Annotated in this window: 17 protein-coding genes and 1 tRNA gene; 6 read left to right on the top strand and 12 right to left on the bottom strand. The window is 34.2% G+C overall.

Annotated features, from left to right (window positions below; translation table 11 throughout):
* Window positions 1–46 precede the first annotated feature (46 nt).
* Together VP395_RS04805 and VP395_RS04810 are read right to left on the bottom strand one after the other, a co-directional pair.
* Window positions 47–730: an SDR family NAD(P)-dependent oxidoreductase gene (locus tag VP395_RS04805; RefSeq protein WP_346240603.1), complete on the bottom strand. Its 684-nt coding sequence runs from the start codon at window positions 728–730 to the stop codon at window positions 47–49.
* A complete protein-coding gene (locus VP395_RS04810; protein ID WP_346240605.1) occupies window positions 723–1751 on the bottom strand; it encodes a M28 family peptidase in 1029 nt (342 codons plus the stop codon). The genes VP395_RS04805 and VP395_RS04810 overlap by 8 nt, the downstream gene beginning before the upstream one ends.
* Window positions 1752–1890: 139 nt before the next feature.
* Between VP395_RS04810 and VP395_RS04815 the strand changes: the two genes are divergently transcribed.
* The 4 genes from VP395_RS04815 (at window position 1891) to VP395_RS04830 (ending at window position 5404) form a co-directional block, all read left to right on the top strand.
* Window positions 1891–2997 carry a nickel-binding protein gene (locus tag VP395_RS04815; protein ID WP_346240606.1) on the top strand — a complete coding sequence of 369 codons (1107 nt, stop codon included), beginning with the start codon at window positions 1891–1893 and terminating at the stop codon, window positions 2995–2997.
* A 115-nt stretch (window positions 2998–3112) separates the two neighbouring features.
* Entirely contained in the window at window positions 3113–3487 is a 375-nt protein-coding gene (locus tag VP395_RS04820; protein ID WP_346240607.1) for a group I truncated hemoglobin, read from the top strand.
* A gap of 22 nt (window positions 3488–3509) precedes the next feature.
* Window positions 3510–4898: an FAD-binding oxidoreductase gene (locus VP395_RS04825; protein WP_346240608.1), complete on the top strand. Its 1389-nt coding sequence runs from the start codon at window positions 3510–3512 to the stop codon at window positions 4896–4898.
* Between the two features lie 41 nt (window positions 4899–4939).
* Window positions 4940–5404, top strand: a complete 465-nt coding sequence (locus tag VP395_RS04830) for a cupin domain-containing protein (protein WP_346240609.1) — start codon at window positions 4940–4942, stop codon at window positions 5402–5404.
* A 101-nt stretch (window positions 5405–5505) separates the two neighbouring features.
* Here the strand turns inward: VP395_RS04830 and VP395_RS04835 are convergent, their stop codons facing one another.
* The 5 genes from VP395_RS04835 to porU form a co-directional block, all read right to left on the bottom strand.
* Entirely contained in the window at window positions 5506–7143 is a 1638-nt protein-coding gene (locus VP395_RS04835) for a pyruvate dehydrogenase complex dihydrolipoamide acetyltransferase (RefSeq protein ID WP_346240610.1), read from the bottom strand.
* Window positions 7144–7146: 3 nt separating this feature from the next.
* Entirely contained in the window at window positions 7147–8145 is a 999-nt protein-coding gene (gene pdhA, locus VP395_RS04840) for a pyruvate dehydrogenase (acetyl-transferring) E1 component subunit alpha (protein WP_346240611.1), read from the bottom strand.
* Window positions 8146–8347: 202 nt separating this feature from the next.
* Entirely contained in the window at window positions 8348–8830 is a 483-nt protein-coding gene (cdd, locus tag VP395_RS04845; protein ID WP_346240612.1) for a cytidine deaminase, read from the bottom strand.
* Between the two features lie 125 nt (window positions 8831–8955).
* Window positions 8956–10158 carry a type IX secretion system outer membrane channel protein PorV gene (gene porV / locus VP395_RS04850; protein ID WP_346240613.1) on the bottom strand — a complete coding sequence of 401 codons (1203 nt, stop codon included), beginning with the start codon at window positions 10156–10158 and terminating at the stop codon, window positions 8956–8958.
* A 34-nt stretch (window positions 10159–10192) separates the two neighbouring features.
* On the bottom strand, window positions 10193–14077 hold the full coding sequence (porU, locus tag VP395_RS04855) for a type IX secretion system sortase PorU (RefSeq protein ID WP_346240614.1): 3885 nt from the start codon (window positions 14075–14077) through the stop codon (window positions 10193–10195).
* Between the two features lie 263 nt (window positions 14078–14340).
* On the opposite strand from porU, the gene gldJ reads away from it, so the two are divergent.
* Complete coding sequence (gldJ, locus tag VP395_RS04860) at window positions 14341–16032, top strand: gliding motility lipoprotein GldJ (protein ID WP_346240615.1); 1692 nt, start codon at window positions 14341–14343, stop codon at window positions 16030–16032.
* Between the two features lie 167 nt (window positions 16033–16199).
* Entirely contained in the window at window positions 16200–17480 is a 1281-nt protein-coding gene (locus tag VP395_RS04865; protein ID WP_346240616.1) for a UDP-N-acetylmuramoyl-tripeptide--D-alanyl-D-alanine ligase, read from the top strand.
* Between the two features lie 66 nt (window positions 17481–17546).
* On the opposite strand, the gene VP395_RS04870 is transcribed toward VP395_RS04865, so the two are convergent.
* From VP395_RS04870 to VP395_RS04890, 5 genes are all read right to left on the bottom strand, one after another.
* Window positions 17547–18890, bottom strand: a complete 1344-nt coding sequence (locus VP395_RS04870; RefSeq protein WP_346240617.1) for a DUF5723 family protein — start codon at window positions 18888–18890, stop codon at window positions 17547–17549.
* A 34-nt stretch (window positions 18891–18924) separates the two neighbouring features.
* Entirely contained in the window at window positions 18925–20100 is a 1176-nt protein-coding gene (locus VP395_RS04875) for a T9SS type A sorting domain-containing protein (protein WP_346240618.1), read from the bottom strand.
* Window positions 20101–20675: 575 nt separating this feature from the next.
* A tRNA-Val gene (locus VP395_RS04880) sits at window positions 20676–20753 on the bottom strand.
* 62 nt (window positions 20754–20815) lie between these two features.
* Window positions 20816–22033 carry a bifunctional folylpolyglutamate synthase/dihydrofolate synthase gene (locus VP395_RS04885; protein WP_346240619.1) on the bottom strand — a complete coding sequence of 406 codons (1218 nt, stop codon included), beginning with the start codon at window positions 22031–22033 and terminating at the stop codon, window positions 20816–20818.
* Between the two features lies 1 nt (window position 22034).
* Window positions 22035–22883 carry a cell envelope integrity TolA family protein gene (locus tag VP395_RS04890; protein ID WP_346240620.1) on the bottom strand — a complete coding sequence of 283 codons (849 nt, stop codon included), beginning with the start codon at window positions 22881–22883 and terminating at the stop codon, window positions 22035–22037.
* Between the last annotated feature and the right edge of the window lie 47 nt (window positions 22884–22930).

Genomic DNA, 22930 nt, shown 5'->3' on the forward strand with positions numbered 1-22930 from the left:
ATAATTATGTTTTCCGTTTTAATACGAAAAATAACGACTAAAAAGTTTAAGGCGTAGAATTAGAAACCTGTAACAGCTTTCCATTGTAATATTTGTTACCATTAAGCGAAAAATCAAAAATATATTGTGCCATCTCCAAAGCAGATGTTGATGCTATGTACCCAGGAAAGGCTTCTTCTAACATTTCGGTTTGTACCGCTCCTAAAGCCAACACGTTAAAACTTGGCCCTGTTTCTTTATATTCTTCAGCTAACAGTTCGGTTAAAGTAATTACTGCCGCTTTACTGGAGCTATATGCTGCCAATCCTGGAAACTTCATACTACCTTGCACACCTCCCATGGAGCTAATGGTTACTACATGACTGTCTTTATTTGTAAAAGGCAAAACGATTCGGGTTAATTCTGCTACACCAAACACATTGGTTTTATAAACGGTTTCAAAATCATCCATAGAAATTTCAGAAAAAGGTTTATTTATAAGTACACCTGCATTATTGATTAAAACATCAACCTGCTCCCAATCGCTATCAATAAAATCTTCAACTTTCTTATAAGCTTTGGCGTCATTTAAGTCCAACGAAAATGCCGTAACATTTCTCAATTTTAAATCCTGTATAGGTTTTTCGTTCCGCGAAAGCGCCAAAACTTGATATCCTGCTTTGGCAAAAATCTGCACCAACTCATAGCCAATACCTCTACTTGTTCCCGTAATAATAATATTTTTACTCATTAGTCATTTTTATTTCTTTGGTTGGTGTATTGCACATGGTTTCTATGGCTGGAATTATCTTATTAATTAAACTCGCCATATGGCTATAATCTAATTTATCGGCTTCATCATCAACATGGTGATAATAATCGTAATTGGACAAATCACAGCTTGAAAAAGTTTGACAAGGCAACTTAAATTCTTGATAAAAGGCATAATTATCGGAATGTTTAAACAAATCATATTTTTTTGATACTTCCGAAAACCCTGTGAGGTTGGAATTGGTGTATTCATTTATTTTGGCAGACATGTTAGATAAATCGTACCCCGTAAGAAATGCATCATAGGAACGAACTTTAAAAGGGACACCAATCATTTCAAAATTCAACATGATGTACAAATCTATATTTTCAGCTTTCAACTTTTTAGCTAAATGCTCAGAACCTTTAAGTCCTTTTTCTTCAGCAGAAAACAAAGCAATCATGATGCTTCGTTTATTATTTTTTGTGGTTGCAAAATATTCGGCAATTTCCAAAACACCACTGGTTCCAGCAGCATTATCGTTGGCGCCATTGGCAATAGTATCATCTCCAACCTGTTTAGCGGAACCAATATGATCGTAATGTGCGCCTATTATAATCACTTCGTTTTTAAGATTTTCATCATTACCCTCAATAAAACCGACAATATTATAAGCATCAACACCTTTTAAGTTAAAGCTATCTCTATAAGTTTTGAAATAGGTCTCTATGTTATTTTGTTTGAAGATATTTTCAATATATACAGCTGCTTTTTCAATACCTTCAGATCCTATATCTCTTCCTTTCAATTCATCAGATGCTAAATAAGCTACTATTTCCCTTAGCTCTTCACTTGTGGCCAAATTATTATTGATGGTTTTTGAAAAAGGCGCTATAATAACATCTTTTTTTAATGGATTTGGGATGACGTTTTTACCTGAATCTTCATTATTAATTATAACTGCTGAATTTTTACAAGCAATTACAAAAATTATCACTAAAAAGAAAACCAGATTTTTCATAAATTTATATTAGAGTTTAAAGATAGAAAACCTTATGACAAAAAAAATTGAATATTATTTTTTGTTTCATTGTAAAATGCACAAAATTAGCTTATAACCCTAAATATCACTAACTTGTACTAACATTAAAACACGTACTATGCCCATATATATGGATCGTCATGACATCCCTGAAGAAATTACAGCCGAACATGTAGCGCAGATGCATCAAGAAGATTTAAAAGTGCAACATTTGTATGGATGTAAAGGCATGACCTATTGGTGCGATGAACAAAGAAAAACTGCTTTTTGCTTAATTGAAGCACCAAATGAGAAGGCCATCCAAGACATGCATAATAATGCCCATGGCGAAGTACCCCACAGAATTATAGAAGTAAGTAAAAACATAGTAGAATCTTTTTTAGGGCGTATTGAAGATCCTAAAAAATCGCAAAATACAGCATTAAATATTATTAACGACCCCGCTTTCAGAGTTATTATGCTTATTAAAATCAGCGATTATTTGCCTAGGCTTGAAGAAAATCAGTTTAATTTATTTGCCCAAAAATTTCATAATAGTGCTACAAAATCCTTTAAAAGATTTGAAGGAAATATTGTAAAACAAGACAACAATAGCTATTTGGCATCCTTCATATCTGTTACAAAAGCGATTTTATGCGCATTAAAAATTCAGCACGATTTCAAATATATTACCACAGAACACAACACTTCCATAAAAAGGTTAAATATTGGAATTAGCTCTGGTGTTCCCGTTACCAATAAAGATTCCCTTTTTGAAGAAACCATAACATTAGCAAAACTATTATGTGAAATTGTAGACAATCAAATAGTCATTACCTCCGAAGTGAAATCGCTCTATGAAAGTGAGAATAGAAACGAACTCATCAATAAAGAATACATAAGATCTGTAAACAAAAAGGAAGAAAAATTCTTAACAAGTTTAATGGAATTTGTGTCTACTATTTGGAATAAACCAGATTTTAATGTCAACGATTTTAGCACAACATTGGGTTTTAGCAAATCACAACTTAACAGAAAACTTAAAAGTCTCACAGGAAAATCGCCAAACAACTTTATTGCAGATTATAAATTGCAAAAAGCACTCAAAGCGCTCCACGACCAAAAGGGGAACATCTCTGAAATAGCTTTTGAAACTGGTTTTAATAGCCCCGCCTATTTTTCTACTTGTTTCAAAAATAAATTTGGGGTGTTACCTTCAAAATATATTCAGCAACACCCATCTTAAGTCTTCATTCTTAAAAATAATACTAATGATTCAAAATTGCTGTTTTTTGGATTAAAACTGTAAGTGTTCTTTGTTATCTATCCATAATTTTGATAGACAACCAATACTTAACATTATGACAAAGACACTTTTTGAACGATTAGGAAGTAGAGATGGCATTTCTAACATTGTAGACGATACGGTTGAAAACCATATGAATAATCCCCATGTAAGCGCGAGATTCCTTCCTTACAAAGACAAACCGCAACATTTAGCCATTATAAAGCAACACACCATTGATTTTTTTAGTGCTGGTAGCGGTGGCCCAGTAACATATAAGGGAAAAGACATGGTAACTGCACATACCGGTATGAATATAAGTCCAGAAGAATATATGCACGTTATAGACGACATTTTTATGGCTTTAGACAAAAACAGTATTGATGAAGAAACTAAAAAAGATGTTCTAGCAATTTTATGGTCTTTGAAGAGTATGATAATTTCTAAATAACAATAAAGTAAATCAACCTAAAATGAAAAATCAAGTTAAAAATTTAGATCCTTCACTTATTGAAACCTTCACATCAAAACTGAAAGGAAAAGTTGTAATGCCTAAAGATGATAGTTACGATAAAACACGAAAGGTATACAATGGTATGATAAATAAGCACCCTGGCATGATTGCTTTGTGCTTAGATGTAGCCGACGTTATGGCATCTGTAGCCTTTGGGCGAGAGAACAATTTATTAATTGCAGTGCGAGGTGGCGGGCATAATGGTGGCGGACTGGGTTTATGTGACGATGGATTGGTTATAGATTTATCAGGAATAAAATATGTTCGTGTAGACACATCCAATAATACCGTAAGAGTTGGTGGCGGAAACCTTTGGGGAGAAGTAGACCATGCCACACATCCTTTTGGTTTAGCTATTCCTGCTGGCATTATTTCCACTACAGGTGTTGGTGGATTAACTCTTGGTGGTGGCATAGGGCATTTATCACGAAAATATGGACTAACCATAGATAACCTTTTAGAAGCCGATATGGTTCTAGCGGATGGTTCTTTTATAACCGTCAATAAAAATCAAAACCCCGATTTATTTTGGGCTATTCGTGGTGGAGGCGGAAATTTTGGCATTGTTACTTCCTTTAAATTTCAAGCCCATAAAGTCAAAACAGTTATTGGCGGACCAACTTTGTGGCCTATAGAACGAACGGAAGAAATCATGTCATGGTATCATAAATTTATTAATAACGCGCCAGACGAACTAAATGGATTTATAGCCACAATGATTATTCCCGGACCACCATTTCCCGATTTTTTACACGGAAATCAATATTGTGGTATTGTATGGTGTTATACTGGTAGCCTGCAAGAATTCAACAAACTAATAAAACCTGCTATGGATTTAAACCCTATTTTTGAACATGTAGGTGAAATGCCCTATCCGTCTATACAAACATTGTTTGATGGGTTAATGCCTCCAGGTTTACAATGGTACTGGAGAGCAGATTTCTTTAATGAACTTGGTTCTGAAGTGAGTGCACAACATTTAAAATTCGGATCGCGTATTCCAACACCACTATCTCAAATGCATTTATATCCAATAAGTGGTGCAGCAAGTCGTGTTGGAGCAGAAGAAACACCTTGGGCATATCGAGATGCGAAATACGCAGGCGTTATTGTTGGTGTTTCTCCCGAACCAAAAGATGCTGAAAAAATCACAAACTGGTGTAAAAATTATTGGGAGGCACTCCACCCCTATTCATCTGGAGGTGCTTATTCAAATTTTATGATGGATGAAGGACAAGAACGTGTTCAAGCAAGTTATAGACATAATTATTTGCGATTATCGAAAATAAAGAAGAGGTATGATCCGAATAATTTATTCAGCGTAAATCAGAATATAAAACCTGCCTAATAAAACATAATAATCTATTTAAATAATAAAAATATCTTATCATGAAAACATCAAAATTTAAACTCACCTGTTTCTGTCTGACTTTTTTTATACTCACTAGTATTAGCCTTTGTGCCCAAACTTCAACAAATGTTAAATCAGAAATATCAATTGTAAATACTATAAACGACACCGACCTTATTTGGCATCAAGCACCCGATTTTTTCCCGAATTGTTCTTTTACTATTTTAAATGGAGATATATCTAAGCCTAATTTAGATTTTTTCTTTAAAATAGAGCCCAATACAAGTGTTATTAGCCATACACATAATTCACCAGAACGCATGGTACTCATTACAGGAGAGCTAGAGGTAACTTATGAAGGTGAGGCAACACGACTATTAAAAGCGGGGAGTTATGCTTACGGTCCCGCAGGTAAGCCTCACAAAGCAAAATGTTTAGATAGTGGCCCTTGTGTTCTATTTATTGCTCTTGTAGCTCCTTTTGACGCAAACCCAACAGAATAAAACTAAAAACAGCATCAAAAACGTTTTTGATGCTGTTTAAATAATTCTATTTTTGTCTAATAATTGTATCGGTTTTTTTAGGGCTAATCATCCTTGATTTTTTAAACCAACATAGTTACAGGGTTTTCAATATATCCTTTCAACGTTTGAAGGAATTGAGCTCCCGTAGCACCATCAACCGTTCTGTGGTCACAAGCTAAAGATAGTTTCATTGTATTTCCAACTACAATTTGTCCGTTTTTAACTACTGGTTTTTCAACAATATTTCCAACAGAAAGTATCGCAGAATTTGGTTGATTGATAATTGACGTAAACGTATCGATACCAAACATACCTAAGTTAGAAACTGTAAACGTACTACCTTCCATTTCTTGAGGTGTTAGCTTTTTATTTTTTGCTTTACCTGCAAGATCTCTAACAGCTGCACCAATCTGTGGCAATGATTGCTCATTTGCAAATTTCACTACTGGCACAACCAATCCATCTGGAACTGCAACTGCAACACCAATATGTACATGGTTATTCAAGCGCATTTTATCTGCAAACCATTGTGAGTTTACCTGAGGATGTTGCTTTAATGCTAAAGCACAAGCCTTAACTACAATATCGTTATAAGAAATTTTAGTATCGGGAATGCTATTGAATTGTGTACGAAATGAAATGGCATTTTCCATATCAAACTCGACACTTAAGTAATAATGTGGTGCAGTAAACTTAGAATTTGTAAGTGCTTTTGCAATCGCTTTACGCATTTGCGAGTTAGCAACATCTTCAAAATCTTCTTGACCGGCAGGTACAAATTTACCAACTGAAGCACCTGCAGCCGCAGGAACAAAGTTTTCTATATCGGTTTTTACAATGCGTCCGTTTTCACCAGAACCTTGTACTTGCGACAAGTTAATACCTTTCTCTTCTGCTATTTTTTTAGCTAACGGTGATATAAATAAACGACCATTTGAAGTTGATGATGCAACAGGTTTTGATACTTTAGTTTCCGCTTTAGGAGCCTCAGCTTTTGCTTCTGCCTTAGGCGCTTCCTTTTTAGGGGCGTCTTCTTTTTTAGCAGGCGCTGATGTTGAGAAATTAGCAGCAACACCAGAAACATCTGTTCCTGCAGGTCCTATAATGGCTAATAATGAATCTACTTTTGCCGATTCTCCTTCTTGTAATCCTATGTGCAATAAAGTACCCGATTGGAATGATTCAAATTCCATAGTCGCTTTATCGGTTTCAATTTCAGCTAGAATATCACCTTCCGAAACTTTATCGCCTATTTTTTTAAGCCATGTAGCAACAGTTCCCTCTTCCATGGTATCACTTAAACGTGGCATGGTAACCACAATAACACCCTCTGGTAATTCCGCTTTAGCTGGAGCTTCTTCTTTTGCAAAAGTCTCTTCGGCTTTTTCTGTTTTAGTTGATTCTTCTGCTTTAGCTTCAGGAGCAGCAGCTTCTTTAGAAGCACTTTCTCCACCGTTTAATAAACCTGAAATATCTTCACCTTCATCACCAATAATAGCTAAAAGTTCGTCAACCTTAGTTGTTTCACCTTCTTGAATACCTATATAAAGCAATGTTCCTTCATGAAACGATTCAAACTCCATAGTAGCTTTATCGGTTTCAATTTCGGCTAAAATATCACCTTCACTAATTTTGTCACCCACTTTTTTCAACCAAGTAGCAACAGTTCCTTCTTCCATCGTATCGCTTAAACGCGGCATATTTATAATTTCTGCCATAACTTATATTTTGTGTTTAATAAATGGATAATCTTCTTGTTCGTAAACCATATCGTAAAGTTGTTGTGTTTCTGGATATGGAGATTCCTCTGCAAATTTTTCACATTCAGCCACTAAATCTTTTACACGCTTATCAATTACTTTAATATCTGCTTCAGTAGCGTATTTCTTTTCAAGAATTATATCTTTCACCTGAGTAATAGGGTCGATTTTCTTATATTCCTCAACCTCGTCTTTCGTTCTATAGTGCTGTGCATCACTCATAGAGTGCCCACGGTAACGGTACGTTTTCAATTCTAAGAATGTTGGTCCATCACCACGACGTGCACGTTGGATAGCCTCATCAAAAGCTTCGGCCACTTTAATAGGGTTCATCCCGTCAACAGGGCCACATGGCATATTATAACCTAAACCTAATTTCCAAATTTCAGTATGATTTGCAGTTCGTTCTACAGATGTACCCATAGCATATCCATTGTTTTCACAAACAAATACGACTGGAAGATTCCAAAGCATTGCCAAGTTAAATGTTTCATGAAGTGACCCTTGCCTAGCGGCACCATCACCAAAACAACATAAAGTAACCCCATCAACATCATGATATTTATCACCAAATGCAATACCAGCACCTAAAGGAATCTGACCTCCAACAATACCATGACCTCCATAAAAACGGTGTTCTTTTGAAAAGATATGCATTGAACCACCCATACCCTTAGATGTTCCTGTAGCTTTTCCATATAATTCTGCCATAACACGTCTTGGATCTACACCCATGCCTATTGGCTGAACGTGGTTTCTATAAGCAGTAATCATTTTATCTTTAGTCAAGTCCATAGCATGCAAAGCACCTGCTAAAACAGCTTCTTGACCGTTATATAAATGAAGAAATCCTCTTACTTTTTGTTGAATGTAAACAGCAGCTAGTTTGTCTTCAAACTTTCTCCAGAATAACATGTCTTCGTACCATTTGAGGTAAACCTCTTTTGTGATTTTTTGCATCGACTTCTATTAAATTTTATTTACGCGGATTACAAAAGTAATACATTGTAGCTTATTGGGAAAATGCAATGTGCTTAAAGTCTAAAAATTATAAAAAAAAACAGCACTTTATACACTAAATTGCTTATTTATCAATTTTTGACAATAAATATTGTTGTATTAAAAATTTCAAACGATTGAATTATTTGAAAATCTATCAAAATCATAATACAGACTTATCAAAAACAAGCGGTAATAGATTTACTAATGATTTTGATTTTGCAACTTTTCCTGCCTCACCCATAAAATAAATTTCAATTGGCGACTTTTGTTTCACCTCATATTCGGCAATTGCTTGCCTGCAAGCACCACATGGTGGAATTGGACTTAGCATTGGCTTACTCTTTCCTGTTGCTGAAATTGCCATTCTTACAACTTTAGCATTGGGGTATTGAGACCCTGCATAATAAATAGCCGTACGTTCGGCACACAAGCCTGATGGATAGGATGCATTTTCTTGATTATTGCCTGTAATAATTTCGCCATTATCTAAAAGTATTGCGGCACCAACGTTAAAATTTGAATAAGGTGCATAGGCTCTATCTCTAGCGTCAAAGGCTTTCCTCATTAAAAAAACAGCTTCATTTGGAAGTTCTTCAATAGTTTCAAAGACGTATAATGTAGATTCAATTTTTACTTCCTTCATGTATTTTCTTTTTAATAAAGTTAAGAAACTATTTAAAACAAAAAAACTATTGCAGTAGCAATAGTTTTTTTGACGCCTTCAACAGGCTGAGACTGACTTTTTATTTCTAAATTGAAAATTCTTTGTTAATACTCGCGGTATTCTCCAGCTCCAATATTAAAGGTTAACGAGAAACGCAAGGTGTTTTCTAAAGGACTTTGTACTTTTGAAGCCGAAAATAAATATGATAAATCGATATTCACCACATTCGCTTTAAAACCAGCTCCTAATGCTAAAAATTTTCTTGCTCCTTTTTCTTCAGCTTCATTGAAATAACCTGCTCTGAATGCAAACGAATCTTGGTATACATATTCTGCACCTAATGAATATGTGAACTCTTTTAACTCTTCACTAAAACCATCTGGTGCATCACCAAAAGACTGGAACATACCTGATAAAAAGTTTACATTAGGGTCCTTCCCAGACACAATAATAGTAGGTTCGTCCCCATCTTGTGTTTCATCGCCATCGGTATCCACATAACCATAAACTGGAGGCGTTGGCACTAATAATTTTGTAACCTCGGCGGTTACTGCTACTTTATTATATTGATCGAATATAAAATCGAATCCAGCTCCTAAACGTAAGTTGGTAGGTTGAAAGTTTTCTTCACCACCTTGATCATACTTAAACTTAGGTCCAATATTTTGAAGCGCAAAACCCATTCTCCAACGTCCATTAAAATCGGCATAAGCTTCTTCTTCACTTTGATAGTACCCTGAAATATCTACACCAAAGGTATTTGCAGGTGTTGCATCACCATCCACACCATCTAATCTTAAATCTGAACGCAAATAACGCATGGCTACAGACATGGCGAATTGGTCACTTAATCGAAGCGCATAAGAAGCATCAATAGTAAGTTCATTCGGTCTTTGAATTAATGCTTCTGAAAATTCATCGGCAACAAACTCAATATCGCCTAAAGAAAAATATTTTAAACTTGCCGCAAAAGCACTACGTTCATCTAAACGATTAAAATAAGTAACGTTTCCTAAAAAAATATCATTAACTAATTTGCTTAAATAAGGCGTATAACTTACACCTACTCCCGACTTAGTTTCTGAAAACACATATTTTGATGGATTCCATTGTTGCGAAAACGCATCTACAGAGGTTGCAACCCCCATATCTCCCATTGCTGCAGCTCTGGCGTCTGGTGCAATTAATATAAACGGCACCCCCGTTGTAATAACTCTTCTGTCTTGATTTGGAAAAATAATAGTTTCTTGGGCGCCTGCTTTTAAAACGAAAACAAATGCCAATAATAGCAATAGTTGATTCTTCATGAATTAATTTTTATTTGACAAATATAAATCTTTATTAGAGTATAACAAGTTTCTCTATTTTTTCTACTTTTTTATTCAAGAGGTCTGACTGAACCGTAAGTTTATAAATATACACACCTTTACCAATTCTATCTCCAAAATCATCCCTACCATCCCAAACAATATCTCTTGATAATGAACTGTTGGTTATGGCACCTCCAGATGTTTGCCCGTTTAATGTTCTTACCAACTTACCAGAGACGCTGAATATCTGTATAGAAACGTTTAAAGGTGCCGAACTATTGTGATTGAACCAAAATTCGGTATAATTTACAAACGGATTTGGGTAATTAAGTACGTTGTTTATTTGCAAAACCTCGTCTTTATCGTACACAATAAACTGAATTTCAGCTATTGACGAATTATTATAAACGTCCCACGCTTTAAGTGTTAAAGTATGAAGCCCCGGCGTTAAATCTCTAAACGGAAAACTCACAACGCCTTTTTTATAATCATCAACTTCCGTTAGGTAATAATCGTTTAAAACAATGGGGTTTGTTTCATCTCCATCAATAATAGCTACAATATCGTGCCCAATACCACTTGCGGTGTTAATACCGTTAGCGTCTTCTAACTTTGCCAATAATGTGGGTGATTCGTTTGTAATGCCACCAGATACAAAGTTTTCATCATTCATATAAAGGGTAATAACGGGTCCTATATTATCTTCTTCTGCATTATTATTTAACCCACCAATTTTAACAGTATTGACGCTTGCTCCTGCCTGATCTTCTAACAGTGCGTCATTTTTTGAATAAAAACTCACTTTCCCAAAACCAACAGGAATACTAATGTCTTTTGGCACCACAAAATCAAACTCAAACTGTCCACTTTTAACCGATGCTTGCCCTCTAAAAATAATTTCACCAAGGGTTTTAAAATCTAATTTTACTAGTTGCCCATTTAAAGTAGTGCCGTCGTTAGCCAAAGTCTGCCTGTCTATATCTTTATCGTAAATAGTTACAGCGAGCGTACCGCTATAATTAGTAAGTAAATTTCCTGACAAATCGGTTACTTCTCCAGCAAGTTTCACATAACTTAAGGCTTTCAACGTATCTGTTGATTGCCCAATGGGTACATCGTTAACTTTTGTAAGCCGAATATTGGGTTTAGGAAATGCCAACTTCATAGCAGGATCGCCTATAAAAAAGATCAATCGGTTTTGACTTTGACCTGCTATCGACGGATTATTTTTTGTTAACCTTAATGCTTCTGCCATTGAAGGATACTCATAATCGCCATAAGTATCATTATCACTATATGAAAAAAGGTATTGCCCTAGTAAATTATTGAACGAAATGGCGAAATTTACAAAAATCTGCCTTGTAGTAGTAATTAATCCAATGGCGCCTGCTTGCTTGTTCCAATAAGTAAACTCTCCAGCAGTTTCTCTATACGGATTGTCAAACTTTGTAAATTCACAGGTTACGGTTACAAAACAGTTAAATTTGTTAAAATTACGAAGCCCTTCAATATCAGGTTTTAACAAAATACGTTCTTGAGCCAACCCATCTTCGCCCCCATGCCCAAAATAATTAACCACAAGCGCTCCATTATCAATAGCATTTACCAATTCGTTAGTTACTTGTGGGTACCTATTACCTCCAGCAGAGGTATCTTGTTTGTAAGCATCAGTATGAATTTTTACCACATTCATAAATGGCTTATTATCTGTAACCAAATTACCAACATTATCGGTGGTTTCTTGTAAAATACCTTCCCAATCTTTATCAACATCATCAGAGACTACCACAAAATTGTTTCGCCAACTACCAAAAGACTCTTTTGCATAGTACAACTCTATTTTATCAACCAACTCTTTAGCACGTTGTGGTGTATCGGCCAAAATCCTACCTACAGCAACATCTAACTTGTCGTTTGTAGCCATAGTACCTTCGTTCGCATCCATCATACCGTAAAAATCATCAGAAACAAACGAACTCGTTAAATTAAAGCTACTATAAGAATGCCATGAAGGTACTATATTGGTGTTATTAGGCACTCTGTTTTTATAATCGAAAGACCCATCGCCAAATAAACATAGGTATTTTATTTTCTTCTCAGGAGCACTGGCATTATCATAAACATACTTTACCAAATTCCGAATAGCCCCTATATCTTGATTCCCTGTACTAAACTCATTATAAATTTCGTTTAAGCCAAAAACCTTCACATTTAAGCTGTATTGATTTCTATTTATTTGAGCCAATCGTTCTGCTTGATTAAGCATATTGTCTGGAGCCACAATAATATAATCAACATCTTGAAACTCACCTAAATTATTTAAAAACACTGTGCCTTTAATGTTTTGATTAGCTATTGTTGTTTTAGAATCGAATTTTGGCTCAAAATAATCTTGTGATGTTACAGCTACGTAGGTTTTTAAAACACCCATTATGGCTGTAAAACTTAGATTTGAAGCCGAATCTGTATTTAATAAATTTGATACATTGTAAATGTCGGTTACATCCCAAACTTCTGAAACTTGTGATGCATTAGCAATAGTATATTCACCAATACCTGATGCCGATGACACGATGCTATTTTTAAATTGGAATTGTTTATTATTAAAATTTAACGCACGAGTGGCTTCAATAGAAATATAATCTAAATACCCCAAAGCACTCGGATTCCCTTGCTTATCGTAATTTAAACCTACAGCAATTTTAGACGTATTTACATTAATATTACTGTTATAAGCAGACTCATTAGCTAAACTTGGGTTTGACGCACCTGCAATAGACAAGGTAGCTGTAGCCGCACCATTTACAGACAATCGCATAGATGTTTGTGTTGCTGATGCTGCAGCTACATAAACCTTTAACCTAACAGGTATAGATGTCACCAAATCCGGGAAATCGAAATTAAATGTTTTGTTGGTTTCAACATCAAATCGGTTACCAAACCAGCGCCTTCCTAAAAAGGCGATGTTATATTGATCAATTTCATGAAATTTATAATCTTCAAACGTATTAATTACTAAATCTACCGGACCGCTTGGTTGTACAAATGGTTGGATCCGTTTTCCTAAGCCGGAACTCACATTAATATAGTAATATGTTTTATCGGTAAAACAATTAATATTGGTATTACTTTCTGAATTATATCCTCTAGGCCCTTGGGCATAAAACAATATATAATCTTCATTATTAAAAACACCATCTGTTTCGCCTACAAACTTTACAGCATTTTCCTCAACATCAAACGGGTGCAAAACCGCATTTGAATTTGGAATCATACGCCCACCATTGCCATACAACTTGATGGTTCTAGGGTCAACATCATTCACTTTAACCCCTAAACGCTGTAAAAAACTTTTCGACAATTTAAAAACACCCGTTGTATCTACATAAAACCGAAACCATTCACCGGTACTTAACACCGAATTTGTAACAGCATTGGTTTTACTTATTTTATTTAATGAAGAAACTCTATTCGTATTACCAACTACAGTATAATTAATTTGAAAAGATATTACTTTTTTATAACTGCCGTTCGCTTCCTTTATAATAGGTGATAATTGAAAAACAGCGTACCGCTTATCTCTTGCCATTGCATTTTTTAAACTAAAAGTTAATTGTGCTGGAATGGTATTTATATCTAAATCCTTTAAATCGTTTTTAGAAATAGATGCGTAAGAAACATTACTAACTGCAATTGAAGATTCGCTCACGGTATTTGAAATAGACCATTGCGCAACAAACTGCAACCCTTCATCAAAATCAAAACTAAAGTTTTCTTTGTTAAACGAAGGGATTTCTAACATATACGTTCCGCCAGAAATCTTTTGAGAAGACTCCCAATTAATATTGAACTTTTGTTGTTGAGCGAACACAACAGAACAACTAATACATAGTAAAAGTAAAATTTTCTCTTTCATTGGTAAAATAACGTTATTAAAGTCGTGTTATTATTAAAAAAATAACAAAATTAAAAACTCAAACAAAAATACAATAATAAATGAGTAAATAACACGTTAATATAACTCAAATGAACGGTAAAAAAGGGCAAAAACATCGTTGTAATGACTAAAAAGTAGGGTGAAATACACTTTTTTTTAGATAAAATGCAAAAAATAGCTTGCGGTATTCGGTTTAATTCTTATATTGCACCACCAAAAATATTATTAGCTTACTTAAACGTATGGATATGAAAAAAGTAGTAGCATTCAAGGTTTTATTAGTTTTAGCGTTAACTATAGCTACAACTGGTTGTAAAAAATCTTCGAGTTCAAAGAATAGTTCTAGAGCTACCGGATGGCAAATTAACTCCAGAGAAGGCGGTTTTCAATACAATACCGACTTTAAAGAACAAGAAACTTCTCCAGGATTGGTATTTGTTGAAGGTGGAACTTTCACAAAAGGTCGCGTTCAAGACGATGTGATGCACGATTGGAACAACACACCTAACCAACAACACGTTCAATCTTTTTACATGGACGAAACAGAGGTTACCAACGCTATGTACATGGAGTATTTAGATTGGATTAAACGTGTTTACCCACCATCAGACGAGAATTTCAGAGCCATTTATCATGGTGCTTTACCAGATACACTTGTTTGGAGAAACCGATTAGGTTACAATGAAGTAATGACAGAAAATTATTTACGTCACCCAGGTTATGGAGAATATCCTGTTGTAGGTGTAAGTTGGATTCAAGCTGTTGAATTTGCTAATTGGAGATCAGATCGTGTTAATGAATATAATTTAGAAAAAGCAGGCTTTTTAAAACGTGATGCCAAAATAGTTGATGTAAACCCTGAATCTACTTTCAGCACAGACACCTATGTTGCTGCCCCATCATTAACATATGGCGGAAACGAAGAAGTTATTAACCCAGAACGAGGCAACAAAAGATTTGCCAGAACTGATGCAGATGGTAATGAAACAAACATCTATGCAACTAGAGAAACTGGCTTAATTACACCTAAGTACAGACTCCCAACCGAAACCGAATGGGAATATGCTGCCTTAGGATTGAGCGAGATTAGAAGCTACAACTTATACCGTGGTCGTAAAAAATACCCATGGGATGGACAATATACACGTAATGGCTCTCGTAAGTTTAGAGGTGACCAATTAGCTAACTTTAAGCAAGGTAAAGGAGATTATGGCGGAATTGCAGGATGGTCTGACGATGGTGCAGATATTACCAATGCCGTTAAATCTTACGAACCAAACGATTTTGGTCTATATGATATGGCTGGAAACGTTGCCGAATGGGTAGCCGATGTTTACAGACCTATTGTTGATGATGAATTCAACGATTTTAACTACTACCGTGGTAACGTTTATACTAAAAACGCTATTAGTGAAGATGGATCTGTAAAAGTTGTAACTGTAGATGATATTGTTTATGACACCCTATCTAACGGTAAAATTGTTGCTAGAAATTTACCTGGAGAAATTTTACAAGTTCCTGTAGACGAAAATGAAACGTATTTACGTACCAATTTTGATAAGAGTAACCAAATAAACTTTAGAGATGGTGACAGACGTTCTTCTCGTAATTTTGAAAGCTTTAACGAAGATGATGAAGCTAATGGCAAAAAAGACGAAACCAGAAAAATGTACAACTCACCTAAAAATGTTATAAGCAGAGACTCTGCAGGAAACATCGTTAGAGAATATGACAAATCTAACAATAGATCCTCTTTAATTAACGATGAAGTTAGAGTTTACAAAGGAGGTTCTTGGAAAGATAGAGAGTACTGGTTAGACCCAGCACAAAGACGCTACTTCCCACAAGACATGGCTACCGATTATATTGGATTTAGATGTGCTATGTCCCGTGTAGGTTCAAAATCTAAAGAAAAACAAAAAAAGAAGAACTAATAACTTCTTAGAAATAATTAAAAAAGTCCTAGCAAATGTTAGGACTTTTTTAATACATTTAATTTTGGAACTTAATCATTTTCCAACGTTTGAAATAAGCCATATCCAATTAAAAATATTTAATGGCGAATTCCATCTGACAAATAAAAACAAACAAGTTCAAACAGATGAAAATAGAACAACTTCATAATCTTTTTTTAGGATGCCATAGTGCATGTACCGATACCAGAAAAATTAAACCAAATGATATGTTTTTCGCCCTGAAAGGCGACAATTTTAATGGGAACACTTATGCTGAACAAGCTATAGAAAGTGGCGCAAAATATTGTATTATTGATGAAGCTGAGTTTAACACATCATCTCAAACCATTTTAGTAAACAATGTACTTGAAACGCTTCAAGAATTAGCGACATTTCATCGAACATTTTTAAATATTCCTATTATAGCACTCACTGGCAGTAATGGAAAAACAACCACCAAAGAACTCATTAACGCTACCCTGTCGCAAAAATATAGAACAACCGCTACTGTTGGTAATTTAAACAACCACATAGGTGTGCCCCTAACGCTACTTTCAATGCCAAAAGATACCGAAATTGGCATTGTAGAAATGGGTGCAAACCATCAAAAAGAAATTGAATTTTTATGCACAATTGCTCAACCCGATTATGGCTATATCACCAACTTTGGAAAAGCACATTTAGAAGGTTTTGGCGGTGTTAAAGGTGTGATAAAGGGAAAAAGCGAAATGTATACGTACTTAATTAAAAACAATAAGACCATATTCGTTAATGCCAACGACCCTATTCAGGTTAAAAAAACTAAAAAAGCTAATATTTTCACTTTTGGAAATACGGTTTTAGGCACTGACATTTCCATTAGTTTTGTTGAAGCTCAACCATTTGTTTCTTGCCTATACAACAGTTTAATCATCCAAAGTCAACTTATTGGAGAATATAATTTTAACAATATTGCGGCAGCAATTACAATTGCCAATTATTTTAAAGTTGAAGATTCAAAAATTAAACAGGGAATTGAAAACTATGTGCCAGCCAATAATCGTTCGCAAGTAATAGCCAAAGGCTCCAATAAAATCATTCTAGATGCCTATAATGCCAACCCAAGTAGTATGCGTGTTGCTTTATTAAACTTTGAAAAACAAAAGGGATTTAAAACAGCAATACTTGGTGATATGTTTGAACTAGGAAAGGAAGCTAAAGCAGAGCATCAAATTATTGTAGACTTGGCGCTTTCACTAGATATTGATGCTATAATATTTGTTGGAGAAAATTTTTATCAATCTAAACTAAAATCAAAAAAAGCAATTAAATACAAATTATTTGAGGACTTAAAAAATCAAGCAGATTTGTCTTTAATCCAAAACTCATTACTATTAATAAAAGGCTCACGAGGCATGGCTTTAGAGCGTATTTTAGAACTTTTATAAATTATAAAAACGCAGCTAAACCCAATGCCTCTATAAAAATATAGAGGCATTGGGTTTATAAAAAATTTATTTATACTTTCTATAAATAGGTATTTTAAGCCCTACATACACATCGGTTGTTTTTGAGGAATCTGATAATAAATTAGTTAATACTGCTCCAGAGCCTACTGTTAATGGTCCAAAACGTAATCCAGCACCCCATGCAAAATCACCATATTGCCTAAAACTTATAGGACTATAAATACTAAACCATTTGGTTTCCAAGCGTGGCGCAACAGATACCGTATTTATAATGCTATTGGCGGTTTCTGTATTGTTAGAAACCAACGACATAGACGTTGCAAAACTTACGTACAGTTTACTTTTAATTTTATAATCTACCAAAACGTTTAAAGCAGTTGGCAGTCGTATTTTAGTACTTGCTATGGTTGTTACACCATTATAGTTGTCTTCAAGCGCCTGGTCAGAACCATCTTCATCAAAGCTCCCAGCATCAACCGTAGCATTCAAATCGTATGCTGTTAATTCGCTTTCTTTATAATTTATAGACCCTATATCTGTAATAGACACACCAATTTTAAGCTTATACTTAGTAAATCTTGGAATAATGGAGTCGGCTACAATAAGGTTGTTTTTTTCATTCCATTGGTATGCAAAACCAATATCGGCTCCAAAACCTGCAGTAAGATTTTTGAATTCTAAATCGTCATCGTCAAAATCTTCCTGACTTAACCCATAATTTAAATTTCCTGTAGTAGTAAGCGTATTTGCAGAAGCATCATATTGACCAGTAACTGTGGGTGCACTAAAAAACGTACTACCAACACCTTGTAACGATTTTAATGTTATTCCACCTTTTAACAGATTATACTCGTTTTTTATTAATATTCTCCCATAAGTTAAACCAACTTCTCCCCAAGCATGAACAGTGCCATTAAAATCTTTTATGTCAAAATTGAAGTCAGTGGTTTCATCAAATCCATTGGAAAGACTTTCATACAATTCACCATTTATATTGTTTACATTCAAAAATACTCTAACCCTCGTGGTTAACCCAATGCTACTTTTTTTATTGATATTAAACATAAAAGAAGGACCCAAAACATCGAAATTAAAAAAGAAATTGTTATCATCTTTAGGGAATTTCTCCATGTCTGAATCAAAGTCAAATCCACTATCTGATTTTAAAGCATCTTGAACATTAATACCGAAATAATCGCTCCCCAAAAATCCGCTGCCAGAAATCAGGTTTATATCTGCTTTAAAAGGAGAATCTACAATATTGGCTGGGTTTAAAGTAATACCATGAATTCCAGAGTAATTATCAAACGTGTATCCAAAATAGCTTTGTGCGTTAATGGATATATGGAATGTAAACAATATAAATATTAGAAGATGTAGCTTTTTCATAATTGGTTGGTTTTTTGGTTGGTTATATTTAAATCTATAGCTCTTTCATGAATTTAACAGTCCTTCCATCTGTAAATTTCAAAAAGTATAATCCGTTAGCTAAGTTTTTAATATCCTTTTTTTGATTATTAGCAATAATCCCATTGCTTACCTTAGCGCCCAAGGCATTATAAACCTCATACGGCTCTGTTTCAGTTAAACCTGAAATTTGAATGAAATTGTTGGCTGGATTTGGAAATATTTTAAGATTATTTTTAGTTATTTCAAAATTTTTCACACTTAAAGTAATAGAGCTTGTATAATTATAAACCGTTCTGTGATTATTTAAATAACTACTGCTTGAATTATCATAAATAAAATCAGTTTCATTCAATATTTTATTTACATAAGGCATTTCATCTAAAAAATAATCTAAACCCGTTTTATCCTTAAACGGGTGTTCGAAGTTTGTCATTAGAGCTGCTAAGTCAAAACTATACTCGCTTTTGTATTGAACACCCCCATAACTATCAGTATAATTTATCGTATTACCATTGGCATCATAATTATAATTTTGTGTATAAGCATTTTCCCAACTACTACCATTCCAATCTTCTCCTATGGAAGTCATAATTTTATTATTCCCATTATAAGCCAAAAAAACCCTATAAGAATTCACCCATGAATCACTAACCCATTCTTCATCATTTGAACTTATAATTTTATTGTTTGCGTTATAAGTTAATGTACTCCGATAGTCATTTACCCATTGTGAACCACTCCAATTATATGAAATCCCCATATCTATTAAATCACTACCATTATATGTGACAACAGTTTTATATTCATTAACCCATTGTGAACCATCCCACTCTTGATCTAATATTTCTATAACATTCCCATTAGAGTTATAGGAATATAAAATTCTGTAATTATTTTCAAACACATTAGTTATTCCATTCCAAGATAAATCAAGTTCTTCAGTAGCCTTGTTACTGGAATTATATGTAAAACTAGTTTTTCCTGAATTTTCCCAAATACTAGATGCAATATCCCAAGAAAAGTACGTTTCTGTAATTAAATTGCTATTGCCATCGTAATCATAATTTGAACCCCAGTTATTTTCCCATGAGGATCCGTTATAGTATTGATTAATAGATGACAATAATTTGGTTTGCGCGTGTAATACCGTTGTAAAAACCAATAGCATGCCTAGTGTAATTTTTTTCATAAACAAAATTGTTAAAAATTATCACCTACTCTTTTAAAGATTTTCGGCAGCCTCTTTTCGTTGTTTTTTTTTTGGATAATTAATAAATCCTGTTTTTTCGGTATGAGTTTTATCAAAAAAGAGAGAAATACCACTACTAAAGTTTTGTAATCAAATTATAGTAAGCAGCATTTGTTTTTAAATTCTCCCTCATATTTAATTAACAGTATTGTAAACATAAACTATAATTCCAATATAAGAAATACCTATTAATAGGTATTTTTAGAAAGAATAAACCTACTAAATATAAAGCAGTAGAAAAATCTGTATCATAAAACTTAAATACAATTATTCCCAACACGATACAAACAAACTATCGTTCTTTTTTAAATTAGTTTATAAATAGAAGTACAAATGCTCAGCGGCATCTTTTAATGCAAAACAAAAGTCTTTAGGGCACAATTCAGAGGTGTCAAAAATGTAGAATTCTTTCTTTTTAGGTTAACAACAATTTTTGCTTAAACACAATAATTGGGATTGATCCATGAAAACCATACAAAACAAAAAATCCTAAAGTATATACTTTAGGATTTTTTTGGTGGGCAATGAGGGATTCGAACCCCCGACCCTCTCGGTGTAAACGAGATGCTCTGAACCAACTGAGCTAATTGCCCTTGTTATCGGTGTGCAAATATAAGTTAGATTTTCAATCTGCAAAAACTTTTTTAATAAAAATTTAAATTATTTCTGCTACTACAAATGTACTGCCTCCAATAAGGATAAAATCGTTTACCGATGCTTTATCCAAAGCACTATTATATGCTTCATTAACAGAATTATAGGCTTCACCTTTTAATCCGAAACCGTTTAAAGTATTTTTAAGTTCTTTTGCCTCTAGACCACGAGGAATATCTGGTTTACAGAAATAATAAGTGGCTTTTTTAGGCAATAAATCAATTATAGAAGTTAAATCTTTGTCATTTACAACTCCAAACACCATATGTAAAGCATCAAATACTTCATTTGACAGTTGTTTCATAACATAATTTAACCCGTCTCTATTATGTCCGGTATCGCAAACTACTTTAGGATGGATTTGTAATGTTTGCCAACGCCCCATTAATCCGGTGTTTTTAACAACTTGCAATAAACCTTGTTTTATATTTTCATGCGAAATATAAAAACCCTTCTTTTGAATTTCTTTTACTGTTTGTACTACAGTAATAATGTTTTTAGATTGATAAATACCTGTTAAATCCGAAGTGAATGTTTCCGTTTCTTCTTTATCAGCAAAAACAATGTTTGCATTATTTTTTTCAGCTAACTCTTTAAAAACTGGTGTGGTTTCTTTCTGGGTTTCACCTATAATTACAGGAATATTCGGTTTTATAACACCACCTTTTTCAAAAGCAATTGCTTCTAAGGTATCACCAAGAAACTGTGTATGGTCTAATCCTATATTTGTAATTACTGAAACTTCTGGTGTAATAACATTTGTAGAATCTAACCGACCACCAAGACCTACTTCCACAACAGCTATATCAATTTCTTGTTTTGAAAAATATTCAAATGCCATACCTACAGTCATTTCAAAAAAAGACAGTGAGTTTGCTTCAAAAAACAACCTATTGCGTTTTACAAACCCATTAACAAACTGTTTACTTACAACTTTTCCATTAATTTTTATACGTTCTCTAAAGTCTTTTAAATGTGGTGATGTATATAAACCTACTTTATAACCGGCTTCTTGCAAAATAGATGCTAGCATGTGGCTTGTTGAGCCTTTTCCGTTAGTACCAGCAACATGAATGCTTTTAAAATCTCTTTCTGGGTGATTTAAATGTGCGGTTAGCTTTAAAGTATTTGATAAATCTTTTCTAAATGCCGATTGCCCCTGTCTTTGATACATTGGTAGTTGAGAAAACATCCAATTTAATGTATCTTGATATGCCATTTTATTGCCCTAGTTTAAAGTTTACTTTTACAAAACCTATTTGTTTTGTAGGTGCATTTGGGTCTGGACGCCACTTATGTGATAAAGCTATTTTTTTTGCAGGTTCTAACAAACAAGCCGCTGTATTAGTAGTCCCTCTTACTCCTGGCTCTGCTTCAATAACATTCCCATTTTTATTGACAACAATTCTAACAATCACCATTCCAGACTCGTTACAATCTTGCTTCAGTGTTTGGTATGATGCACTTCCTCTACCATTCAGTCCGTAACCTACACCTCCACTTCCTGCTCCGCCAGATCCAAAATAACTAGGCGCATAAGGATCGCCATCCAACTGCCCTTTGTCGCCTGCTTTATTATCATTGCCTTCACCACCAGTTGCGGTGCCTTCTGATTTACTAACACCTCCAATTAAAGCATCCAATTTTTTCTTTTTTTCTTCAAGCTCACGCTTTTCTTTGGCAACTCGTTCTGCTTCTGCCTTAGCTTTCGAATCTGCAATAGCTTTGGCTTTATTTTCGGCTTCTTTTTGCTTTTTTATGGCTATTTCTTCAGCATTATCGGCCGTTAAAACTTCTTCTTTAGTTTCAGCAGCTTTTATTGGCACCGATTTAACAGGCTCTACTTCTGCTGGTTTATTGATATTAACAGGCTCCGATTTTATGGGCTTTAAAGGTTGAACCGTTCCCGAACCGAAATCGGTAGTTCCAAAATTTACCGCAACGCCATATTCCTCAGGCGGATCCATATAAGGAGCACCCACAACAAACAACAACAGCAACAATATAACAGTTATTAAAGTTGTTAATTTTGCCGAATTTCTTTCATGTGTTGTTTCGAAATACTTCATTTGGATTAATGATTTCTTTTATTAGCACAAACTAAAATCGTGCCGTT

Origin of the sequence: Mariniflexile soesokkakense (genome assembly GCF_039650365.1) — a bacterium.
Taxonomy (GTDB): domain Bacteria; phylum Bacteroidota; class Bacteroidia; order Flavobacteriales; family Flavobacteriaceae; genus Mariniflexile; species Mariniflexile soesokkakense.